This window comes from Sutcliffiella horikoshii (assembly GCF_002157855.1).
Taxonomy (GTDB): domain Bacteria; phylum Bacillota; class Bacilli; order Bacillales; family Bacillaceae_I; genus Sutcliffiella_A; species Sutcliffiella_A horikoshii_C.
The window spans coordinates 1,070,059-1,086,937 of the sequence record NZ_CP020880.1; the positions used below are offsets into that span (position 1 = coordinate 1,070,059).

Here is a 16,879-nt window from a genome sequence, read left to right on the forward strand (position 1 = left end):
ATTCATTTACAAAGTACCATAAATTGAAAGAAAATTCTATAAAATTCAAGAAAAATGTAGAAACAAGGAGGAAAGGCAATGCAAGAAGAAAGCAGATTAGTAGAGCTGTATAAGCTTCTGTGGAACAACCGCTCAATGGAGTTTATAGATGGTGGTGATCAAAAGGAAGTATTAGAACAGGCAATAAGAAGAGAATTAAAGGACGAACTGACACACCCAAGGACGAGAAAGCAACCGATGGATAAATATTATTTAGCTGTTAAACGAATAGTAGAGTCTAAATTAAACGCAACGGAGCAAATATTACTCATAAAGGAGTTTACTCTTGTTTTGGAAGAAATAAAAAAAGAAAGCTGACCATCCAAGTATCATGGCAGCTTCATCTATAATCCAAATATGGAACGAAAAACATTGCGGCGCTTTTGTTGTGGAGGTTGGTCAAAGATAAGTGGGGGCTCTATTTTTTTAATTGGGGTTTGCATTTGATCTAACATCTTTTCTAGTCTGTCTACTTTCTTTGTAAGCTCTTCTATTTCTTTTCTTTGTTGCAGTAATTGGTAGGATACCACCTCATCCGCTTTTTGTTGGACCATTCGTTCTGTTCTGCTCACTCTCTCAGTCAAGATCTGCAGCCGATGCTCCAATGCTTTACCATCTTCATTCCGTGCACTCATGTTTTCAACTTGTACTTCTTTGATGTCTGTGCCAAAGGCAACGTCCATGGCTCCTGCTACCTCCCCGCTTGCTTTAAGTGTTTCTAGACGGGCCAGGGCCTCTTCATCGTAAACATAATGGCCATAATCATTTTTGCGACAAGGGATTTCGTATTTTTGGACCCACTTACGTACGGTTCTAGGTGCCATACCTAGTTCTTTTGCCACTTCATGTGTTTTTAACTCCATTCAAACTCACTCCCTTTATTAATGTATTTCCACATCGATAAGCATCTTCCTCCAAGGTAGACAAAAGTAGTGGTTGTTCGGCAAAAATAGTTAAAATATCGCACCAACTTATCTTTTGTCTGCAAATAAAGGAAAAATTTCCTATTGAAATATGCCTAGATAACTATAAAAAGAGGTTACGAAAACCATAATTTCCTTTTATAATAGGAAGATAGGGTTCAGACGCTTTGAGCAAGTCATTTATTTATAGTAATCTGAATATTTAAAATAGAAAACAAAGCGAAGGAATGATCCATATGATAAATCTCGAACAACCAATTGTTAAGACAACAAAAATGGATATCGGAAGTAAGATTAAATTTTTTCGCATACAAAAAGGATTAAAACAGGATGATCTTGCAAGAGGAATTATTTCAGTATCCTACCTCTCAAAAATTGAAAATAACCTAACTTCGCCAAGTGAGGAAGTCTTAAGGCTTTTATGTGAGCGTCTTGAAGTCAGCCTGATTGAACAGCAGGATGATACGATTTTTCAAGAACTTATGTCTTGGTACAAGTTAATGACTACAAGTGAAAGTCAAGAAATTAAGCGCAGATATGAGAGCCTCTCTAAAAAAATTCAATCCACTAATACGAAGACTTATATGTATTTTGTACTGTTTGAATTACGTTACCACCTTTACCTTAAAAACATAGATCAATCAAGAGACCTCCTTGAAAAGTTACAACAATTCATGGATATTTTTGATATACACATGCATTATTATTTTCAAAAATTCTATTCTATTTACGAGTATAGACGAAACAACTTTGTTCAGGCACTTGAACACTTGAAGGTAGCAGAACAGCTATTGCAAAGGAATTCCAATCTTGAAAAATCGGAAGAGGCCGACCTCTACTATCTCTTTGGTCTTACATATAGTCAGACAATGAAGGAACCACTGAGCATCACATATACCACCAAAGCACTCCAAGAATTCCAAGCCATCTATGATTTCAAAAGAAGCGCAGAGTGCCAAGTATTATTAGGCATCTGTTATCGTAGAATTGGAGAATATGACCGCTCGGAAAAAAGTTATTTACTCGCCCAGAAACTTTCAGAGTCTCTTAATAATATGTATCTTCAGTCCCTGATCTATCATAATCTTGGGAAACTTTATTCTATCAAGGGCCATCATGAAGAAGCCATTAAGGAATATGAAAAAAGTTACTTTCTAAAACAACAAGATAGACCATTAAGCAAGCTAACTTCTATATATTGTATATTGCTAGAGTATGATAAACTCCAAGATTTCACTGAATGCAGAAAATGGCTGAAACTTGGTCAGGAACTATTAACCAACCCAGAGGATGTCATGGAATACCATTATTATTTTTCGATTCACGAAAGCATTCTTGAAGGTAATTATGAGAAATTCGACCAGATATTTCAGGAGCAAGCGTTACCATATTTTCAGGAGAAGGATTTAAAAGAACCGCTTATAATTTATGCTGAACGCCTGGCTCAATATTTTGAAGCCAGTTATAAATATAAAAAAGCAAGTTATTACTATTCTCTTGGATACAAGGAACTAAAGAAACAAACTTTTCTTTAAGGAGGAGATGGGCCATATGAAAAAACAATTGGTTCTATTGGTGATGGCGGTTTTCTTAGTATGTTGTGGCGCTGTGGAGTTTCAGGAGGCAGGGGTGGATTCAAAGCAGGAAATTTTATTAGCTTCAAAGGATCAACATCCGGACCCTATTCCGGAAGGATGATTTTACTTGATGGACCTTACTCAATAGAGTGGGGTCTTTTTTATAGAAACATATTGAAAAGTTTTAATTCGAGATATATGGGTACAAGATAAGTTAGAAGGTAATAGTATCATCGAACTGCAAACATGAAGAAACCTTTAAAACTTGTAAAAGGAGTGTTTGACAATGGCTACAAATGTAAAATTGGCGATTATCTATTACAGTTCAACAGGTACAAACTATAAGTTGGCAAAAACAGCAGAAGAGGAAGCAAAGGCAAGTGGAGCTGAAGTGAAGTTGGTAAAGGTTCCAGAGCTTGCCCCACAAGAAGCAATTAATTCTAATCCAGCTTGGAAGCAACATCTAGAGGAAACAAAAGACGTCCCAGAAGCAAGTTTAGATGACCTGACATGGGCGGATGCTTATATATTCAGTGTTCCGACAAGATATGGAACTGCTCCTGCACAGATGAAGCAATTCCTCGATACAACAGGTGGACTCTGGGCAGAAGGGAAACTTGCAAACAAGGTTGCAAGTGCCATGACATCTGCAAGCAATCCTCACGGAGGCCAAGAACAAACTATCTTGAATCTTTACACTACCTTATACCATTGGGGAGTGATTATCGCGGCACCTGGCTATACGGACAACTCCGTTTTTGAAGCAGGCGGAAATCCTTATGGAACAAGTGTGACAGCTGATCAAGACGGTAATTGGAAAGAGGACGTAGCTGCAGCGGTCAAACATCAGACAAAACGAACCCTTCAAATCGCGAGTGCCATCAAAAACGGCATGCAATAGAACAAAACAACAAATACCCGTCACTTTTGTGGTGGGTATTTTCTTTAAGAATAAGAAAGTATATAATTCGGTTGATTTCCGCTCCAGGCGCTTCGCTTGCCTGCTGGCGGTCCGTGAGCCTCCTAGGCTTACAGTCTTTGGGGTCTCACCTGTCCCTTCCTCCGGCGGACGTCTGCGCGCCTTCCACTCCAATCAACAAGGTGACAGCATCCAGCGAAAGGTTGGGAAAAGGTATCTAACTGTGTTAACTGAATAAGCATCAACGTATTGTTTATCTATTTTTAAGCTGTGGATTGGAGCAAATGGCGTAGACTCCGGCGGGGGCGTAGCGGCAATGTTGAGACCCCGCAGCTGCGAGGAGGCTCAATGCCGCCCCGCGGAAAGCGAAGCCATTTGCGGAAAGGAACAGCGACAGTTAACCCAAAAAACAAAGTTTTTAAACGCTAATCCTTTTGAATGGTCGGTTTATTTCTTTTATATTTTCTGATGAAATAGGCCCGTTGAACGAACAAGTAAGCAAGAAATACGGTGGAACAAAAGATCGCTACCATCATATTAAAAAGCATTCCCCCGATATAAAGGAGTCCATCGACCTTAATGGTAAAAAAGTACCAAATTGTCGTAGTGACAAACCATATGAGGATGATAAAAGAAAGACTGATTGCGGTATGGAAAAAAAATGCCCCTTTACGCATCACCATTTGAGAGACATATACATAACTCACAAGTGTCGTGGAAACAATGGCCAATAAATTCAAGAGCATAATATAGTCATACATCTCCATCACCAAACTCCTTTTTACTATATATATAACGGGACAGATTCATCGGTGAGTACCTAGGCAAAATATTTGCATAATCAAGGTAATGGGACATAATAAAAGTATGCTTAAAAAATAGGAAGGTGGAAAAAAATGAAAAGTTTAGCGTCTACAACAACCCTACATAATGGCTTAGAAATGCCTTGGTTTGGTCTTGGTGTATTTAAAGTGGAAGAAGGACAGGAAGTAGAATCCTCTGTAAAGATGGCCATCCATGCAGGTTATAAAAGCATTGATACAGCAGCCATTTACAAAAATGAAGAAGGTGTAGGAAAAGGGATTAGAGAGTCAGATGTACCTCGTGAAGAGCTTTTCATCACAACTAAAGTTTGGAATGCAGATCAAGGATATGAATCTACATTAAAAGCTTTTGATGAGAGCATGGAAAAGCTAGGTTTAGAATATCTGGACTTATATCTTGTACACTGGCCTGTTAAAGGAAAATATGTAGATACGTGGAAAGCATTAGAAAAGTTGTATAAGGACGGAAGAGTCCGTGCCATTGGGGTGAGCAACTTCCAAATTCATCATCTTCAGGATATTCTGGATGTGGCGGAGGTAAAACCAATGGTTAATCAAGTAGAGTACCATCCAAAGCTTTCCCAGGTGGAGCTATTGAATTTCTGTAAAGAAAATGGCATCCAAATGGAAGCGTGGTCTCCATTGATGCAAGGACAGCTGTTGGATAATGATGTCTTAAAGGAGATTGCAGATGCTCATAATAAGTCTGTTGCACAGGTCATTCTTCGATGGGATCTTCAGAATGGTGTCGTGACCATTCCCAAATCAGTGAAAGAGCACCGTATTAAAGAAAATGCGGATATTTTCGACTTTGAGTTGTCAGCAGAGGAAATGCAGAAGATTCATGCATTGAATGAAGACAAACGTGTAGGTCCGGATCCGGACAATTTTGATTTTTAAATTCTACCGATAAAACAATACAAAGGTGCAGGGCATAGTCGCCCTGCACCTTTTTTAAGAGAAAGTTTAAGGTTCAGTTGATTTCCGTTCCAGGCGCTTCGCTTGCCTGCGGGCGGTCCGTGAGTCTCCTCACTTCGTTGCGGGGTCTCACCTGTCCCTTCCTCCCGCGGGCGTCTGCGCGCCTTCCACTCCAATCAACAAGGTGACTACATTCACGTTAGTCAATAAAGCTATCTAACCGAGTTACTGATGTATCAATAACATTATTTTAACGTAATTTCTAGCTGTGTATTGGAGCAAATGGCGGAGACTCCTACGGGGGAGTAGCGGCAATGTTGAGACCCCGCAGGCTTGCCGAGGAGGCTCAAGGTCGCCCCGTGGAAAGCGCAGCCATTTGCGGAAAGGAACAGCGGCGACTAACCACTAACTCAGGTTTTATATTATTCAACTTCTATTTCTTCTTGCTGGTGTTCGTGTAATTCATCTTTTTCTACGTGTATTTGAACATAATACAGACCAGTTTCTTTCATGGTCGTTTTTGCTTCATAGACTCCATCACTGACTTCTTTTGCATCTACGAATTCGTGTTTCTCTGAATCTTCATGCCAAATTTCAAAACGAACAGTCGCATCTGTTAAAGCAGCATCTTCTTGCTTGATTTCTGTGGATAACGTAGTTTCTAGATTCGCTTTTACAGCGTCTGTCGGTTTTAATGTTATATTCAAGCTGCTCTCATGGCTGTGGTGGTCATCATGATCTGTTTTTTCATGTGTCTCATGATCGTGATTGTGACCTTCTTCTTCATGATCGTGCTCTTCTTCTTTCTCTGAAGGTTCTGGGTTTCCAACAGTTAATTCAACACGTGGCATTACGTGCATATCTCTGGCAGTAGTGTGAGCGACTACATAGTAAAAGCCTTCTTCTTCAAAGGTTTTTGTGATGGAATAGATTCCGGAACCGTCATTCATTGCTTCGAGCATTTCATGATCTGCTTCCTGACCTTGCTTCCATACTTCAAATTTTACTTCTTGGGCATCATCCACATTCTCTTCACCTTGAGTGACAAGTGCTTCTATTTTTACCTCTTCATTCGGTTCTACTTTTTCAGGGACCTTGATTTCTACTTCCACCATGCTAGGGACTTCATCATTGTTTCCGTTTGTATTTTCATTGTTATTGGTTGATCCGCAAGCTGCCAACATCATAATTGAAAGCAAGCTGATAAATAAGGTTAATTTTTTCAAAAAGAACACTCCTCTCGTTCAATGATTTAATTATAACTAATATCCTAACGGAAAATATCATCAAAAAGATCAATCTTGTGAACATGAATAGTATTCTACAGTTCTTCTAATTTTAAAAAGGAAGGGCCAAAATTTCTTGGTACAGGAGCATGGACTGTTACGATTTCTCCATTAAACGGGTGTGGAACAGTTAATTTCCATGCATGTAGGCTGTGGCGATGATGTTTGTTTTTCGAACCATAAAGCTTATCGCCATAAATGGGATGACCAATGCTGCTCATATGTACTCTGATCTGATGCGTTCTTCCTGTATCTAAAGTTAACTCTACAAGTGTTAGTTGTTCTTTTGGATAAGTCTTAACAACTTTATAGTGTGTTATTGCCTTTTGTCCATTAGGGGAGACTCGTCTTCTTGAAGCGTGGTGGCGGTCTTTTCCAATTGGTTTATCTATTGTTCCTTCGGGTGTTTTCACTATGCCTTCAACAAGTGCCAAATAAGTCCGTTTAACTTTTCTTTCCTCCAGCATCCTGTCCAAGATTGCACCGCTAATAGCATGTTTTGCAAACAGGATGGCTCCGCTGGTGTCTTGATCTAAACGATGTATATGACGGACTTTAGATGAGATTCCGTTATTATTGAAATAATGCGCCACTCCGTTGGAAAGAGAGCGGAAGTCTTGATCTGAAGAGGGATGTGTGTCCATTCCTGCTTCTTTATTGATTACCAAAAGATGTTCAGTCTCATAAATGATTTTAATATCCATTTCGGTAGCAATAGGAGTTATATCTTCTGGTAGAATAGGGACAGAAACTCGATCGCCTTCCTTAAGTAGGTGTGTCCAGTTGGGGTTCTCCCCATTCACCATCACTTTTTTAGACATTCTCAGTTCATGAAGATGACCTTTAGGAATACCAATTACATCTTTTAAATAACTTTGTAGTGGGAGGGACCTGTTGTTTGTTACGCAAAATGTTAGCGTTTGGTTATTCATTATAAGCTCCTTTTATTAATCTTTCTCTCTTGTCGATGTTTTTGTGATGATCAAATTATATTGTCGTAATGAGTCTATGGATTCCATTAACTACCTACCCAAATAAAGATGCATTTATGTTACTCTTTTGTTATAGAGAAGTTACAAGGGTGGTTTTAATTCGTGAAAGTAGTATACGCTTCAACTCCAGAGCAAGAGAACCATATCGGGGAATTGGTTCAACACCTCTTAACGAACATTCTTCCTTATTATTTCACAGATAAAGAGATAGAAAACCTTGCAAAGCAATTATCCCTTCACACTGGAGAAGTCCATGATACTTTTTCCGATTATAATGGAACATTGAAAGAAGCATTTCATATCATATCATGCCTTCAAGCAATTATTGCAGTTATTGAAACAATCCAAGAAGAGGACGTACTTACTAAGCATCGTGAAATATTTAAAAGGAATGTCAATATGTTAGGAGAGTTCGGGTTTTCCTTCCCGTTTTCGATTGATCAGTTTGTGCAAAAACCTAGCAAGTCAAATGTTTTCAGTAAGTTCATTCGACCTTCCAATCATTTTTTAATTTGAAGTAACGAAAAGAAAACTCCTGGCGATTATTCGCTAGGAGTTTCTTTTACTTTTTCAAACCATTCGGTGTAGACGCTGCTGTCTTGGTGATAGTTCTCTAAACGTTCTACTTCTTGTCCATCTACAAAATGGATGAAGGTAGGAGTGGAATTGATTCGGTAATCATCCCAGCCTTGTTCGAATTCCTGTAGATTGTAAAGCTCCATATCTATTCCCATCTCTTCGGCCATTGGAACAACAACAGGGCTTGTTTGCTTACATGCAGGGCAAGTGGAGCTGTAGAAGTAAATGGTTTTCGTTTCCCCGGAATCCAGATCTTCTTTCAATTGATCAGGTGTAATGATGTTTTGATACAGCGGATCATCTAATTGCTTTTGTGTTTCTGTATGAAGTTTGTCCTTACCGAAAGGATTGCCCTCCACGTTTTGTTTTTGCTGAATATTAGTTACAACTACTAGTGCAATAAAGATGGCCATAATAACTGCCATTATAATGATAAGTTTTTTCAAGGTTAGTTACCTGCTTTCTTTGAAAGTTTTTTTACATAAAACAATATAACAGTAATAGATGTAAAACCGATGAGTGCTAAAAATGGAATGGTGATAAAGCCTAACCAATTAATATATTGACCAGTACACGGTACAACTCCACAAGAAACAGAGTTCTCGCTGAAAAATGCTACTTTTTGAACCAAGTAGTGATAGATAGATATGCTTCCTCCGATAATAGATAGAGGAAGAACGTAGGTTACAATACCAGCATCTTTTTTAACGGCTGCAATCCCGAGCAAAATAACTAAAGGGTACATTAATATCCGCTGATACCAGCATAGCTCACAAGGTACATACAACAATACTTCTGAAAAATATAAGCTACCTAATGAAGCTACAAGGGCAATGATTGCAGAGGCAAGCAATAGGTTCTCTATTTTTTTGGAATGGTCCACGGTAACGCTCCTCTTTTGAATTCAAGATACTTTTCCTAAAATTATAGTCGTTACTTTTCATTATTGCAAAACTAATCCCACCCTATGAATGTGAACTTTTTTTGACTTTAAGAAAGAAAGCGGTTTCCAATAGTGGGTTCTATCTTGTACAATGATTATGGAATCGATTTCATTAACAAGAACAGGGAATATATGATAAATAAACAAGAGATAGGGAGAGGAACAGTTATGACAACAAAAAAATGGTGGAAAGAAGCAGTAGTTTATCAGATTTACCCTCGAAGCTTCAATGATTCAAATGGCGATGGGGTAGGCGATATTCAAGGAATCATTGAAAAACTTGATTACTTAAAAGAGCTAGGTGTGGATGTTGTCTGGCTTTCCCCTGTCTATAAATCTCCAAATGATGATAATGGCTATGACATAAGTGACTATCGCAACATCATGGATGAGTTCGGTACAATGGCAGATTGGGAAGAAATGCTTGCGGAGATGCATAAGAGGGGCATCAAATTGATTATGGACCTTGTGGTAAACCATAGTTCAGATGAACATGAGTGGTTTCAGGAGTCCCGAAAATCAAAGGATAACCCATATCGTGATTATTACATCTGGAGACCAGGGAAGAATGGGACTGAGCCAAACAACTGGGAGGCTACTTTTGGCGGATCTGTTTGGGAGTATGATGAGCAGACGGATGAGTACTTCCTGCATCTTTTTTCTAAAAAGCAACCAGACTTGAATTGGGAAAACCCTAAGTTGCGTCAAGAAGTATACGATATGATGAAGTTCTGGTTGGATAAGGGTATTGACGGATTCAGAATGGATGTCATTAACTTCATATCCAAAGTGGAAGGGTTGCCAGATGGAGAAAAGGTGGAAGGCAAGAAGTATGTTTCCGGTCATCAGTATTTCATGAATGGGCCTCGTATTCATGAATTCCTTCAAGAAATGCATAAAGAAGTGTTGGAAGATTATAATGTCATGACTGTTGGAGAGATGCCAGGCGTATCACCGGAAGAAGGAAAACTTTATACAGGAGAAGAGCGTAAGGAATTAAACATGGTCTTCCAATTTGAACATATGGACCTTGATACGCAGCCTGGAAAGAATAAGTGGCACTTAAAACCTTTAGACTTGCGTGATTTAAAGAAATCTCTTGGCAAATGGCAGTCAGAGCTTGAGGATGGCGGATGGAATAGCTTATATTGGAACAACCATGATCAGCCTCGTATCGTGTCCAGATGGGGAGATGACAAGGAATACCGTGTCACTTCTGCTAAAATGTTGGCAACATGTCTGCATATGATGAAAGGAACGCCATATATTTACCAAGGGGAAGAGCTTGGGATGACTAATATCAAGTTCGACTCGATCGAGGATTACAAGGATATTGAAACGTTGAATATGTACAATGAACGGGTAGTTGGAAATGGAGAAGGTCCACAAGAAATCATGCAATCCATTTATACAAAAGGCCGTGACAATGCTAGAACTCCAGTTCAATGGGATGACTCTGAACATGCAGGCTTTACAACAGGGAACCCTTGGATCAAGGTGAATGAAAATTATCAGGAGATCAATGCAGAAAAAGCGCTTGATGATAAGGACTCTATTTTTCATTACTACCGTAAATTAATACAACTTCGTAAGCAACATGAGGTAATTGTGTATGGTTCATTTGAAATGATGTATGAGGAACATGCAGAAATTTTTGCATATACTCGTACTCTAGGGGAAGAAACTCTCCTTGTTGTGACAAATTTCTCGGGAAATACTCACAAGTTCGACAGTTCTATTGACCTAAAATATGCAGAACTACTTATTAGTAACTATGAAGTAGCCGAAAAGGAAGCAAACTCTTTTGAGTTGCGTCCTTGGGAAGCAAGAGTTTATAAAATTTGATAGTGTAGGGGCAGGTGCCTTGACCTACTTTTGGTGGGCAGGGTGGCTGTCCTTTATTGTTTTGTGTTTTGTTATGATAAAATTGGGGAATAAGTAATATTGGGCAATTCTCCGTTTTCGTTTTACATTAGAAAGGGCCCGTTTTTAGTTGTTTGTACATAAGGATAGGAGATGATGGCATTGTCAAAAATCGATTTATCTAAATTTGAGAAAAAAATGATTATCAGAAACATAGAAATGAAAGACATAGATGATATTATTGCACTTCAGCACTTGTGCTTTCCAGGCATGCAGCCATGGAAGCCGGAACATCTTGAAAGTCATTTAAATATGTTCCCAGAAGGACAGCTTTGCGCAGAATATGATGGGGAAATAATCGGTTCGTGCTCAAGTTTATTGATTAACTTTGATGAATATGATGATCGTCATACTTGGGACGATATAACAGATGAAGGGTACATTACCAACCACAATCCAGATGGTTATAATTTATATGGCATTGAAGTAATGGTGCATCCAGGTTTCCGACGTATGAAGGTTGGGCACAGGATGTACGAAGCTCGGAAAGATCTTGCACGCAGGCTTAATTTGAAAAGTATCATCATTGGTGGCCGTATCCCAAACTACCATAAATATGCAGAAGAGATGACTCCACGGGAGTACGTTAGACAAGTAATGCGTCATAAAATTTATGATCCTGTGCTTTCCTTCCAATTGTTGAATGAGTTTACTTTAATGCGTATTAACCCGGGTTATCTTCCAGATGATGTAGCTTCCAACAAATATGCTACTCTGATGGAATGGAACAATGTGGAGTACATCCCGCAGACTAAGCGTCATTTCAAAACTTCTTTCCCTGTAAGGATCTGTGTGGTTCAATATATGATGAAATCGATAAGTTCCTTTGAAGAATTTGCCACTCAGGTGGAGTACTACACCGATGTCGCTTCAGATGCCGGTGCTGATTTTGCTGTGTTCCCGGAAATTTTTACAACTCAATTGATGAGCTTCCTTCATGAAAAGGTACCTAGCAAAGCGGTTCAGCGTCTAACTGAGTATACAGAACAGTATATCCAACTGTTTACAGATCTTGCGGTAAAATATAACGTGAATATCATCGGAGGTTCTCACTTCGTTGAGGAGGATGAGAAGGTATTTAACATTGCTTACCTCTTCCGACGCGATGGAACGATTGAAAAGCAGTACAAATTGCATATTACACCGAATGAGCGAAAATGGTGGGGAATAAGCCGAGGAGACAGTGTTCGTGTCTTTGATACAGATTGCGGAAAAATTGCGATACAAATCTGCTATGATATCGAATTCCCTGAGCTTGCCCGCATTGCAACAGAAAAGGGAGCAAATATCATTTTCTGTCCATTCAATACGGAAGACCGCCAAGGCTACTTGCGTGTCCGCTATTGTGCGCAGGCACGTGCGGTGGAAAACCAAATTTACACGGTTATTGCAGGAACATGCGGAAATCTTCCTCAGGTGGAGAACATGGATATCCAGTACTCCCAGTCAGCTATCTTTGCTCCTTCCGACTTTGAGTTTGCAAGGGACGGAATTGTAGGGGAGTGTAACCCGAATATTGAAATGGTAATCATCGGAGATGTAGATTTAGAGATTCTCCGACGCCAGCGCCAATCAGGAACGGTGCGTCAGTTGAAAGACCGACGCAGAGATGTTTATGAGATTAAGTATAAAAAATGATGTTAGTGTGAAAGCGATCCTTTTTGGGATCGCTTTTTTGAGTGTGCATTACAAGTTTTGAAGGTGAGTAGCGGGCTGTTAGTTTATGAAAGGGATGAATGACGGGGGAGAGGTCGTCGTACGAGGTGAATGGGGACAATGTTTGAGGGTTTTCAGGGTAAGAGGGCGTCATACGAGGTGAACGAGGACAACGTTTGAGGGTTTTCAGGGTAAGAGGGCGTCATACGAGGTGAACGAGGACAATGTTTGAGCGTTTTCAGGGTAGGAGGTCGTCATACGAGGTAAATGAGGACAATCTTTAAGGGTTTTCGAAGTAGGAGGTCTTCATACGTTCTAGAATTAATTTCCGACAAAAAAATGAACCCCTATAAGGAGTTCACCTCAATAATATTCATATATTTTACTAGCTTGCCCGACGATATCTATACTGCTGCCACTGAAACCTGATAAAACATCCTACGCAAAAGCCCATCAAAGCCACTCCTGACGCAACACCTACCATAATGGCGAACACATAACCAATAACAACAAATCCTGAATAAAAGCCAAAAAGCGCCAGTGCCAAGCAGGCTACGGCAATACTTTGGTTGAATTGCAGCTGGGCAACGTCTTCTTGAAGATAAGATCCTACAGGTTTAGATAGAAATTTCTTTGCAACAATAAGAACTGGATTCCATTTAAACAACAATCCCATCAGCCCTGCAAGCAATGGAAATGCCATTAGAAAGTATAAACCTGTAGCAAGAGAAAGAAGGACAGTCGTCAATATGAACCATTGATTAAAAGTGACCAAAGGTTTAGGTAATGTACTATTTTTCATATGCAATTAATCCCACCTGTATTATCGGGTATTTGTTATTAACATCATACTCTATACCAGGAAAGAAGTGCAATGAATAAAAACTGGATATTGTTGTTATTAGAAAATTATTAAAAAATATCAAAAAACACTTGCAAATTTGTATACGTTTTCTTATTATGTAGTTAAAGGTAATAACCTTTTACAAAAGGTAACAATATTATTATCATTTTAGAAACATCCAGACATTTTAGGAGGGAATTAGAATGAAATATTTTTTAGATAGTGCAAAAATTGAAGAGATTCGTTATGCGTATAAGAACTGGGGAATTGATGGAGTTACAACAAACCCAAGACATATCATGAACAGTGGCAAGCCTTTCTTGACAGTATTGAAAGAATTAGGGGAAGAATTTAAAAACGTGGAGAATTTCCCTATCTCTGTTGAAATCAATCCACACTTAGAAGATCCTGAAGAAATGGTACGTGAAGGAAAAGAGATTGCTAGTTTATCAAGCAACTTCATCATCAAGATCCCTTGCACGGAGCCAGGCCTTATTGCTGCGAAGAGACTTGAAGAAGAAGGAATCCGTACCAACGTTACATTGGTATTCTCTCCTTCTCAAGCGTTACAACCTGCTAGAATCGGAGCGAAATTTGTTTCTCCTTTCGTTGGTTGGAAAGAAAACAGTGGAGAAGATACAGCTCCTTACATTCAAGACATTGTAGATATCTACAAAATGTACAATGCGAAAACGGAAATTATTGTTGCAGCTCTTCGCAACGGAAAACAAATTGCAGATGCAGCCAAAGCTGGTGCAGATATTGTGACATGCGGATTTGATGTATATAAAGCAAGCTTTGCACATCCATTTACAGATTACGGACTAGGTGTTTTCCGTGATGCATGGGATAACACTGCCAAGGAATTGGAAGAAGTGAAGTAATACTATTAGCCGGGCTCTCCATCAACGGAGAGCCTGCCTAATATAACACTGCTACTATATAGGAGAGTTGTAAATGTCTAAGCTTGAATTGTTAAGATCACTTAATACAAATCTATCCATTTTCGATATAGATGATGAAGAATTCTTACCTTTTGGTAGAATAGTAGAAGAATACGATTTCACAAGTTATCTTAACTATATGAATGAAACGGATATTCCAATGGAAGGCAATGTCTATATGGCATCGATTCCGGAAATGGAACAAAGAGAGCCTTCCGAATTAATCAAAGATAACTTCTATGGCGGAATGGACATTCAAGTTGGTTATTGTAATGGTGGAAACTCCACTTTAAATGGATTGGAGTATCATAAATCCAGTGAAATCAACATGGCATGTACCGATATGGTTCTCTTGCTCGGACAGGTCCAAGATATCGTAGAGAATACTTTTAAAAGTAATAATGTAACCGGTTTCTTCGTACCGAAGGGAAAAGCGGTTGAACTTTATGCGACAACCCTTCATTTTGCTCCTTGCAAAGTGCAGGATAAAGGTTTTAAAACGATTGTTATTCTACCAAAAGGTACGAATGAACCATTAAAAGAAGGACTTGAAAGAAAGTCAAAAGAAGACCAACTGTTATTTATGAAAAACAAGTGGCTTCTAGCACACCCGGACAGAGAGGTGCTCATGGAAAAGGGAGCACATCCAGGGATTAGTGGAGAAAATATCGAACTTTTCTATAAATTGTAAACGCTTAAATAGTTTCTGGAATTGAAGGGGTGACAGATATGGGGATGTCTAATGTCCTTTTTACATTATTATCATGTATGTTTTTTATGGGTCTAGTAGCTTGGTTTTCTTATCTGAAAACAAGAGGAGGGGTGAACGATTCAACTGGTTACTTCTTGGCAGGTCGTGGATTAACGGGGATGTTTATCGCAGGTTCCCTGTTGCTGACAAATCTCTCTGCTGAACAATTGGTTGGTCTTAATGGGGCATCTTACGGGAAGAATATGACCAATATGGCGTGGGAAGTGACAGCCGCGTTTGCTATCACAATCATGGCTTTGTACTTGCTTCCTAAATATTTGGGAGGGGCTTTTACAACGTTACCAGAGTTTTTAAGCACCCGTTATGATGAAGGGGTACGTCGTTACACCGTAATATTATTCATGTTAGGATATATCCTTGTAACTATACCTTCTACGCTATATTCTGGGGCTTTGGCAATATTAAAGCTTTTTGATGTGCCGGAACTTTTAGGAATTTCATACGGTCAATCTGTTTGGTTGATTATCTGGGTAGTTGGGATTATTGGAGCGATCTATGCGATTTTTGGAGGATTAAGAGCTGTCGCTGTATCGGATACGATCAATGGAGTAGGATTGCTTTTCATTGGTATGTTGATACCCATTCTTGGCTTTGTCGCTTTAGGAAACGGCAGTATGGTAGAAGGAATGAAGACCATCGCGCTTACACATCCTGAAAAATTAAATGCCATTGGCGGAAGTGATGATTCTGTACCGTTTGGAACCATCTTTACAGGTATGATTTTTGCGAACCTCTTTTATTGGGGAACGAACCAATACGTCATTCAGCGGACGTTAGGAGCAAAAAGTTTATCAGAAGGACAAAAAGGGGTTCTATACTCTGGATTTTTCAAATTAGCCATTCCGTTATTCATGATGATACCGGGAGTCATTGCGTTTCATTTATATGGAGGAAATTTTGAATCAGTAGATTTGGCATACCCGGCACTTGTTGCTGACTTGTTGCCAACTTATATGTCCGGCTTTTTCTTAGCGGTTTTACTTGGTGCGGTTTTCAGTTCTTTTAATTCTTTATTAAACTCAGCTGCGACGATGTTTGCACTTGATATTTATAAACCGACGATGAATCCAAATGCAACAGATGCGCAACTTATTAAGATTAGTAAAATCTTTGGTGTATTAATTGCCCTTGTATCGTTCTGTGTATCGCCGCTATTAATGGAAGCGTCTACAGGACTATGGGATTTGATTCGTCGATTTACAGGATTCTTTAACATTCCGATTATTACCATCGTAATGGTAGGGCTGCTTTCCAAACGAGTTCCAGCACTAGCTGCTAAAGTGGTAGTAATCTTCCACGTAATTACGTATTACATGCTTGTATGGGGAACTAATCAAATGTTTGGATTCACGATCGATCTGAACTTTATTCATATTTATGCGATTCTATTCTTTGTGGAAGTTGGAATCATGTTATTAATTGGTAACGTTAAACCTCTGAAAACACCTTATGTTTACAAAAAGAATGCACAAGTGGAGCTTGCTCCTTGGAAGTACTCTTTATTAACTACAGTTATTTTATTAACACTAGTGGTTATGACATATGTTGTCTTTTCACCTATCGGTTTAGCATATGAGACAGCGATTGTTTCACCGTATTTCTGGCCTATAATGGGTAGTGTGCTCTTGGTGTCGATCATAATGAGTTATTTATCCATGAAAGTTTGGAATAAGAAGTATGAAAACTATCTAGATAAGAAACAAGAAGAACTTATCAATAATAAAAAATCAGCGTAAGGGG

At 39.1% G+C, this 16,879-nt stretch carries 18 protein-coding genes; 11 read left to right on the forward strand and 7 right to left on the reverse strand.

From position 1 onward, the window contains the following. The first annotated feature begins 78 nt into the window (after positions 1-78). Positions 79-357 (forward strand): hypothetical protein, encoded by a 279-nt coding sequence (locus B4U37_RS05670; RefSeq protein ID WP_088017452.1) that lies wholly within the window; start codon positions 79-81, stop codon positions 355-357. A gap of 26 nt (positions 358-383) precedes the next feature. Here the strand turns inward: B4U37_RS05670 and B4U37_RS05675 are convergent, their stop codons facing one another. Continuing rightward, positions 384-902 (reverse strand): MerR family transcriptional regulator, encoded by a 519-nt coding sequence (locus tag B4U37_RS05675; protein WP_088017453.1) that lies wholly within the window; start codon positions 900-902, stop codon positions 384-386. A 296-nt stretch (positions 903-1,198) separates the two neighbouring features. Here B4U37_RS05675 and B4U37_RS05680 point away from each other — a divergent pair, with 296 nt between their 5' ends. The 3 genes from B4U37_RS05680 (at position 1,199) to wrbA (ending at position 3,440) form a co-directional block, all read left to right on the forward strand. Then, positions 1,199-2,497, forward strand: coding sequence for a helix-turn-helix domain-containing protein (locus tag B4U37_RS05680; RefSeq protein WP_010198440.1), 1,299 nt, complete (start codon positions 1,199-1,201; stop codon positions 2,495-2,497). Positions 2,498-2,513: 16 nt separating this feature from the next. After that, positions 2,514-2,660, forward strand: a complete 147-nt coding sequence (locus tag B4U37_RS21880) for a putative periplasmic lipoprotein (RefSeq protein ID WP_010198442.1) — start codon at positions 2,514-2,516, stop codon at positions 2,658-2,660. Between the two features lie 165 nt (positions 2,661-2,825). Continuing rightward, positions 2,826-3,440 (forward strand): NAD(P)H:quinone oxidoreductase, encoded by a 615-nt coding sequence (gene wrbA, locus B4U37_RS05685; protein ID WP_088017454.1) that lies wholly within the window; start codon positions 2,826-2,828, stop codon positions 3,438-3,440. A gap of 443 nt (positions 3,441-3,883) precedes the next feature. Here the strand turns inward: wrbA and B4U37_RS05690 are convergent, their stop codons facing one another. Beyond that, positions 3,884-4,225 (reverse strand): hypothetical protein, encoded by a 342-nt coding sequence (locus B4U37_RS05690; RefSeq protein WP_088017455.1) that lies wholly within the window; start codon positions 4,223-4,225, stop codon positions 3,884-3,886. Positions 4,226-4,354: 129 nt separating this feature from the next. Here B4U37_RS05690 and B4U37_RS05695 point away from each other — a divergent pair, with 129 nt between their 5' ends. Next, positions 4,355-5,182: an aldo/keto reductase gene (locus B4U37_RS05695; protein ID WP_088017456.1), complete on the forward strand. Its 828-nt coding sequence runs from the start codon at positions 4,355-4,357 to the stop codon at positions 5,180-5,182. A 440-nt stretch (positions 5,183-5,622) separates the two neighbouring features. Here B4U37_RS05695 and B4U37_RS05705 read toward each other — a convergent pair whose 3' ends face one another. Both B4U37_RS05705 and B4U37_RS05710 read right to left on the reverse strand, forming a co-directional pair. After that, entirely contained in the window at positions 5,623-6,426 is an 804-nt protein-coding gene (locus B4U37_RS05705; protein WP_088017458.1) for a FixH family protein, read from the reverse strand. Between the two features lie 95 nt (positions 6,427-6,521). Then, a complete protein-coding gene (locus B4U37_RS05710) occupies positions 6,522-7,418 on the reverse strand; it encodes an RluA family pseudouridine synthase (protein WP_088017459.1) in 897 nt (298 codons plus the stop codon). Between the two features lie 162 nt (positions 7,419-7,580). Here B4U37_RS05710 and B4U37_RS05715 point away from each other — a divergent pair, with 162 nt between their 5' ends. Further along, positions 7,581-7,994 carry a DUF5365 family protein gene (locus B4U37_RS05715; protein ID WP_088017460.1) on the forward strand — a complete coding sequence of 138 codons (414 nt, stop codon included), beginning with the start codon at positions 7,581-7,583 and terminating at the stop codon, positions 7,992-7,994. 26 nt (positions 7,995-8,020) lie between these two features. Here the strand turns inward: B4U37_RS05715 and B4U37_RS05720 are convergent, their stop codons facing one another. Both B4U37_RS05720 and B4U37_RS05725 read right to left on the reverse strand, forming a co-directional pair. Further along, positions 8,021-8,482, reverse strand: a complete 462-nt coding sequence (locus B4U37_RS05720) for a thioredoxin family protein (protein WP_342746495.1) — start codon at positions 8,480-8,482, stop codon at positions 8,021-8,023. Positions 8,483-8,505: 23 nt separating this feature from the next. Continuing rightward, positions 8,506-8,940, reverse strand: a complete 435-nt coding sequence (locus B4U37_RS05725) for a disulfide oxidoreductase (RefSeq protein ID WP_010198239.1) — start codon at positions 8,938-8,940, stop codon at positions 8,506-8,508. A gap of 228 nt (positions 8,941-9,168) precedes the next feature. Between B4U37_RS05725 and B4U37_RS05730 the strand changes: the two genes are divergently transcribed. Together B4U37_RS05730 and B4U37_RS05735 are read left to right on the forward strand one after the other, a co-directional pair. After that, positions 9,169-10,845 carry a glycoside hydrolase family 13 protein gene (locus B4U37_RS05730; protein ID WP_088020170.1) on the forward strand — a complete coding sequence of 559 codons (1,677 nt, stop codon included), beginning with the start codon at positions 9,169-9,171 and terminating at the stop codon, positions 10,843-10,845. Positions 10,846-11,019: 174 nt separating this feature from the next. Beyond that, positions 11,020-12,561, forward strand: coding sequence for a bifunctional GNAT family N-acetyltransferase/carbon-nitrogen hydrolase family protein (locus B4U37_RS05735; protein WP_034775079.1), 1,542 nt, complete (start codon positions 11,020-11,022; stop codon positions 12,559-12,561). Positions 12,562-12,964: 403 nt separating this feature from the next. On the opposite strand, the gene B4U37_RS05740 is transcribed toward B4U37_RS05735, so the two are convergent. Continuing rightward, positions 12,965-13,354 carry a DUF4395 domain-containing protein gene (locus tag B4U37_RS05740; RefSeq protein ID WP_342746496.1) on the reverse strand — a complete coding sequence of 130 codons (390 nt, stop codon included), beginning with the start codon at positions 13,352-13,354 and terminating at the stop codon, positions 12,965-12,967. 272 nt (positions 13,355-13,626) lie between these two features. Here B4U37_RS05740 and B4U37_RS05745 point away from each other — a divergent pair, with 272 nt between their 5' ends. The 3 genes from B4U37_RS05745 to B4U37_RS05755 all read left to right on the forward strand — a co-directional run bounded on the left by B4U37_RS05745 (position 13,627) and on the right by B4U37_RS05755 (position 16,875). Continuing rightward, complete coding sequence (locus tag B4U37_RS05745) at positions 13,627-14,307, forward strand: transaldolase family protein (protein ID WP_010198246.1); 681 nt, start codon at positions 13,627-13,629, stop codon at positions 14,305-14,307. 73 nt (positions 14,308-14,380) lie between these two features. Then, the gene (locus tag B4U37_RS05750) at positions 14,381-15,058 is read left to right on the forward strand and encodes a DUF4867 family protein (RefSeq protein WP_088017463.1); all 678 of its coding nucleotides are present in this window, start codon (positions 14,381-14,383) and stop codon (positions 15,056-15,058) included. A gap of 38 nt (positions 15,059-15,096) precedes the next feature. Further along, positions 15,097-16,875 carry a solute:sodium symporter family transporter gene (locus tag B4U37_RS05755; protein WP_088017464.1) on the forward strand — a complete coding sequence of 593 codons (1,779 nt, stop codon included), beginning with the start codon at positions 15,097-15,099 and terminating at the stop codon, positions 16,873-16,875. Positions 16,876-16,879 lie beyond the last annotated feature (4 nt).

Excerpts from the sequence above, each read along its gene's own strand:
- B4U37_RS05670 (WP_088017452.1), top strand. The coding sequence starts at position 79 with ATGCAAGAAGAAAGCAGATTAGTAGAGCTGTATAAGCTTCTGTGGAAC.
- B4U37_RS05675 (WP_088017453.1), bottom strand. The coding sequence starts at position 902 with ATGGAGTTAAAAACACATGAAGTGGCAAAAGAACTAGGTATGGCACCT.
- B4U37_RS05680 (WP_010198440.1), top strand. The coding sequence starts at position 1,199 with ATGATAAATCTCGAACAACCAATTGTTAAGACAACAAAAATGGATATC.
- B4U37_RS21880 (WP_010198442.1), top strand. The coding sequence starts at position 2,514 with ATGAAAAAACAATTGGTTCTATTGGTGATGGCGGTTTTCTTAGTATGT.
- wrbA (WP_088017454.1), top strand. The coding sequence starts at position 2,826 with ATGGCTACAAATGTAAAATTGGCGATTATCTATTACAGTTCAACAGGT.
- B4U37_RS05690 (WP_088017455.1), bottom strand. The coding sequence starts at position 4,225 with ATGGAGATGTATGACTATATTATGCTCTTGAATTTATTGGCCATTGTT.
- B4U37_RS05695 (WP_088017456.1), top strand. The coding sequence starts at position 4,355 with ATGAAAAGTTTAGCGTCTACAACAACCCTACATAATGGCTTAGAAATG.
- B4U37_RS05710 (WP_088017459.1), bottom strand. The coding sequence starts at position 7,418 with ATGAATAACCAAACGCTAACATTTTGCGTAACAAACAACAGGTCCCTC.
- B4U37_RS05720 (WP_342746495.1), bottom strand. The coding sequence starts at position 8,482 with ATGGCAGTTATTATGGCCATCTTTATTGCACTAGTAGTTGTAACTAAT.
- B4U37_RS05730 (WP_088020170.1), top strand. The coding sequence starts at position 9,169 with ATGACAACAAAAAAATGGTGGAAAGAAGCAGTAGTTTATCAGATTTAC.
- B4U37_RS05735 (WP_034775079.1), top strand. The coding sequence starts at position 11,020 with ATGGCATTGTCAAAAATCGATTTATCTAAATTTGAGAAAAAAATGATT.
- B4U37_RS05745 (WP_010198246.1), top strand. The coding sequence starts at position 13,627 with ATGAAATATTTTTTAGATAGTGCAAAAATTGAAGAGATTCGTTATGCG.
- B4U37_RS05750 (WP_088017463.1), top strand. The coding sequence starts at position 14,381 with ATGTCTAAGCTTGAATTGTTAAGATCACTTAATACAAATCTATCCATT.
- B4U37_RS05755 (WP_088017464.1), top strand. The coding sequence starts at position 15,097 with ATGGGGATGTCTAATGTCCTTTTTACATTATTATCATGTATGTTTTTT.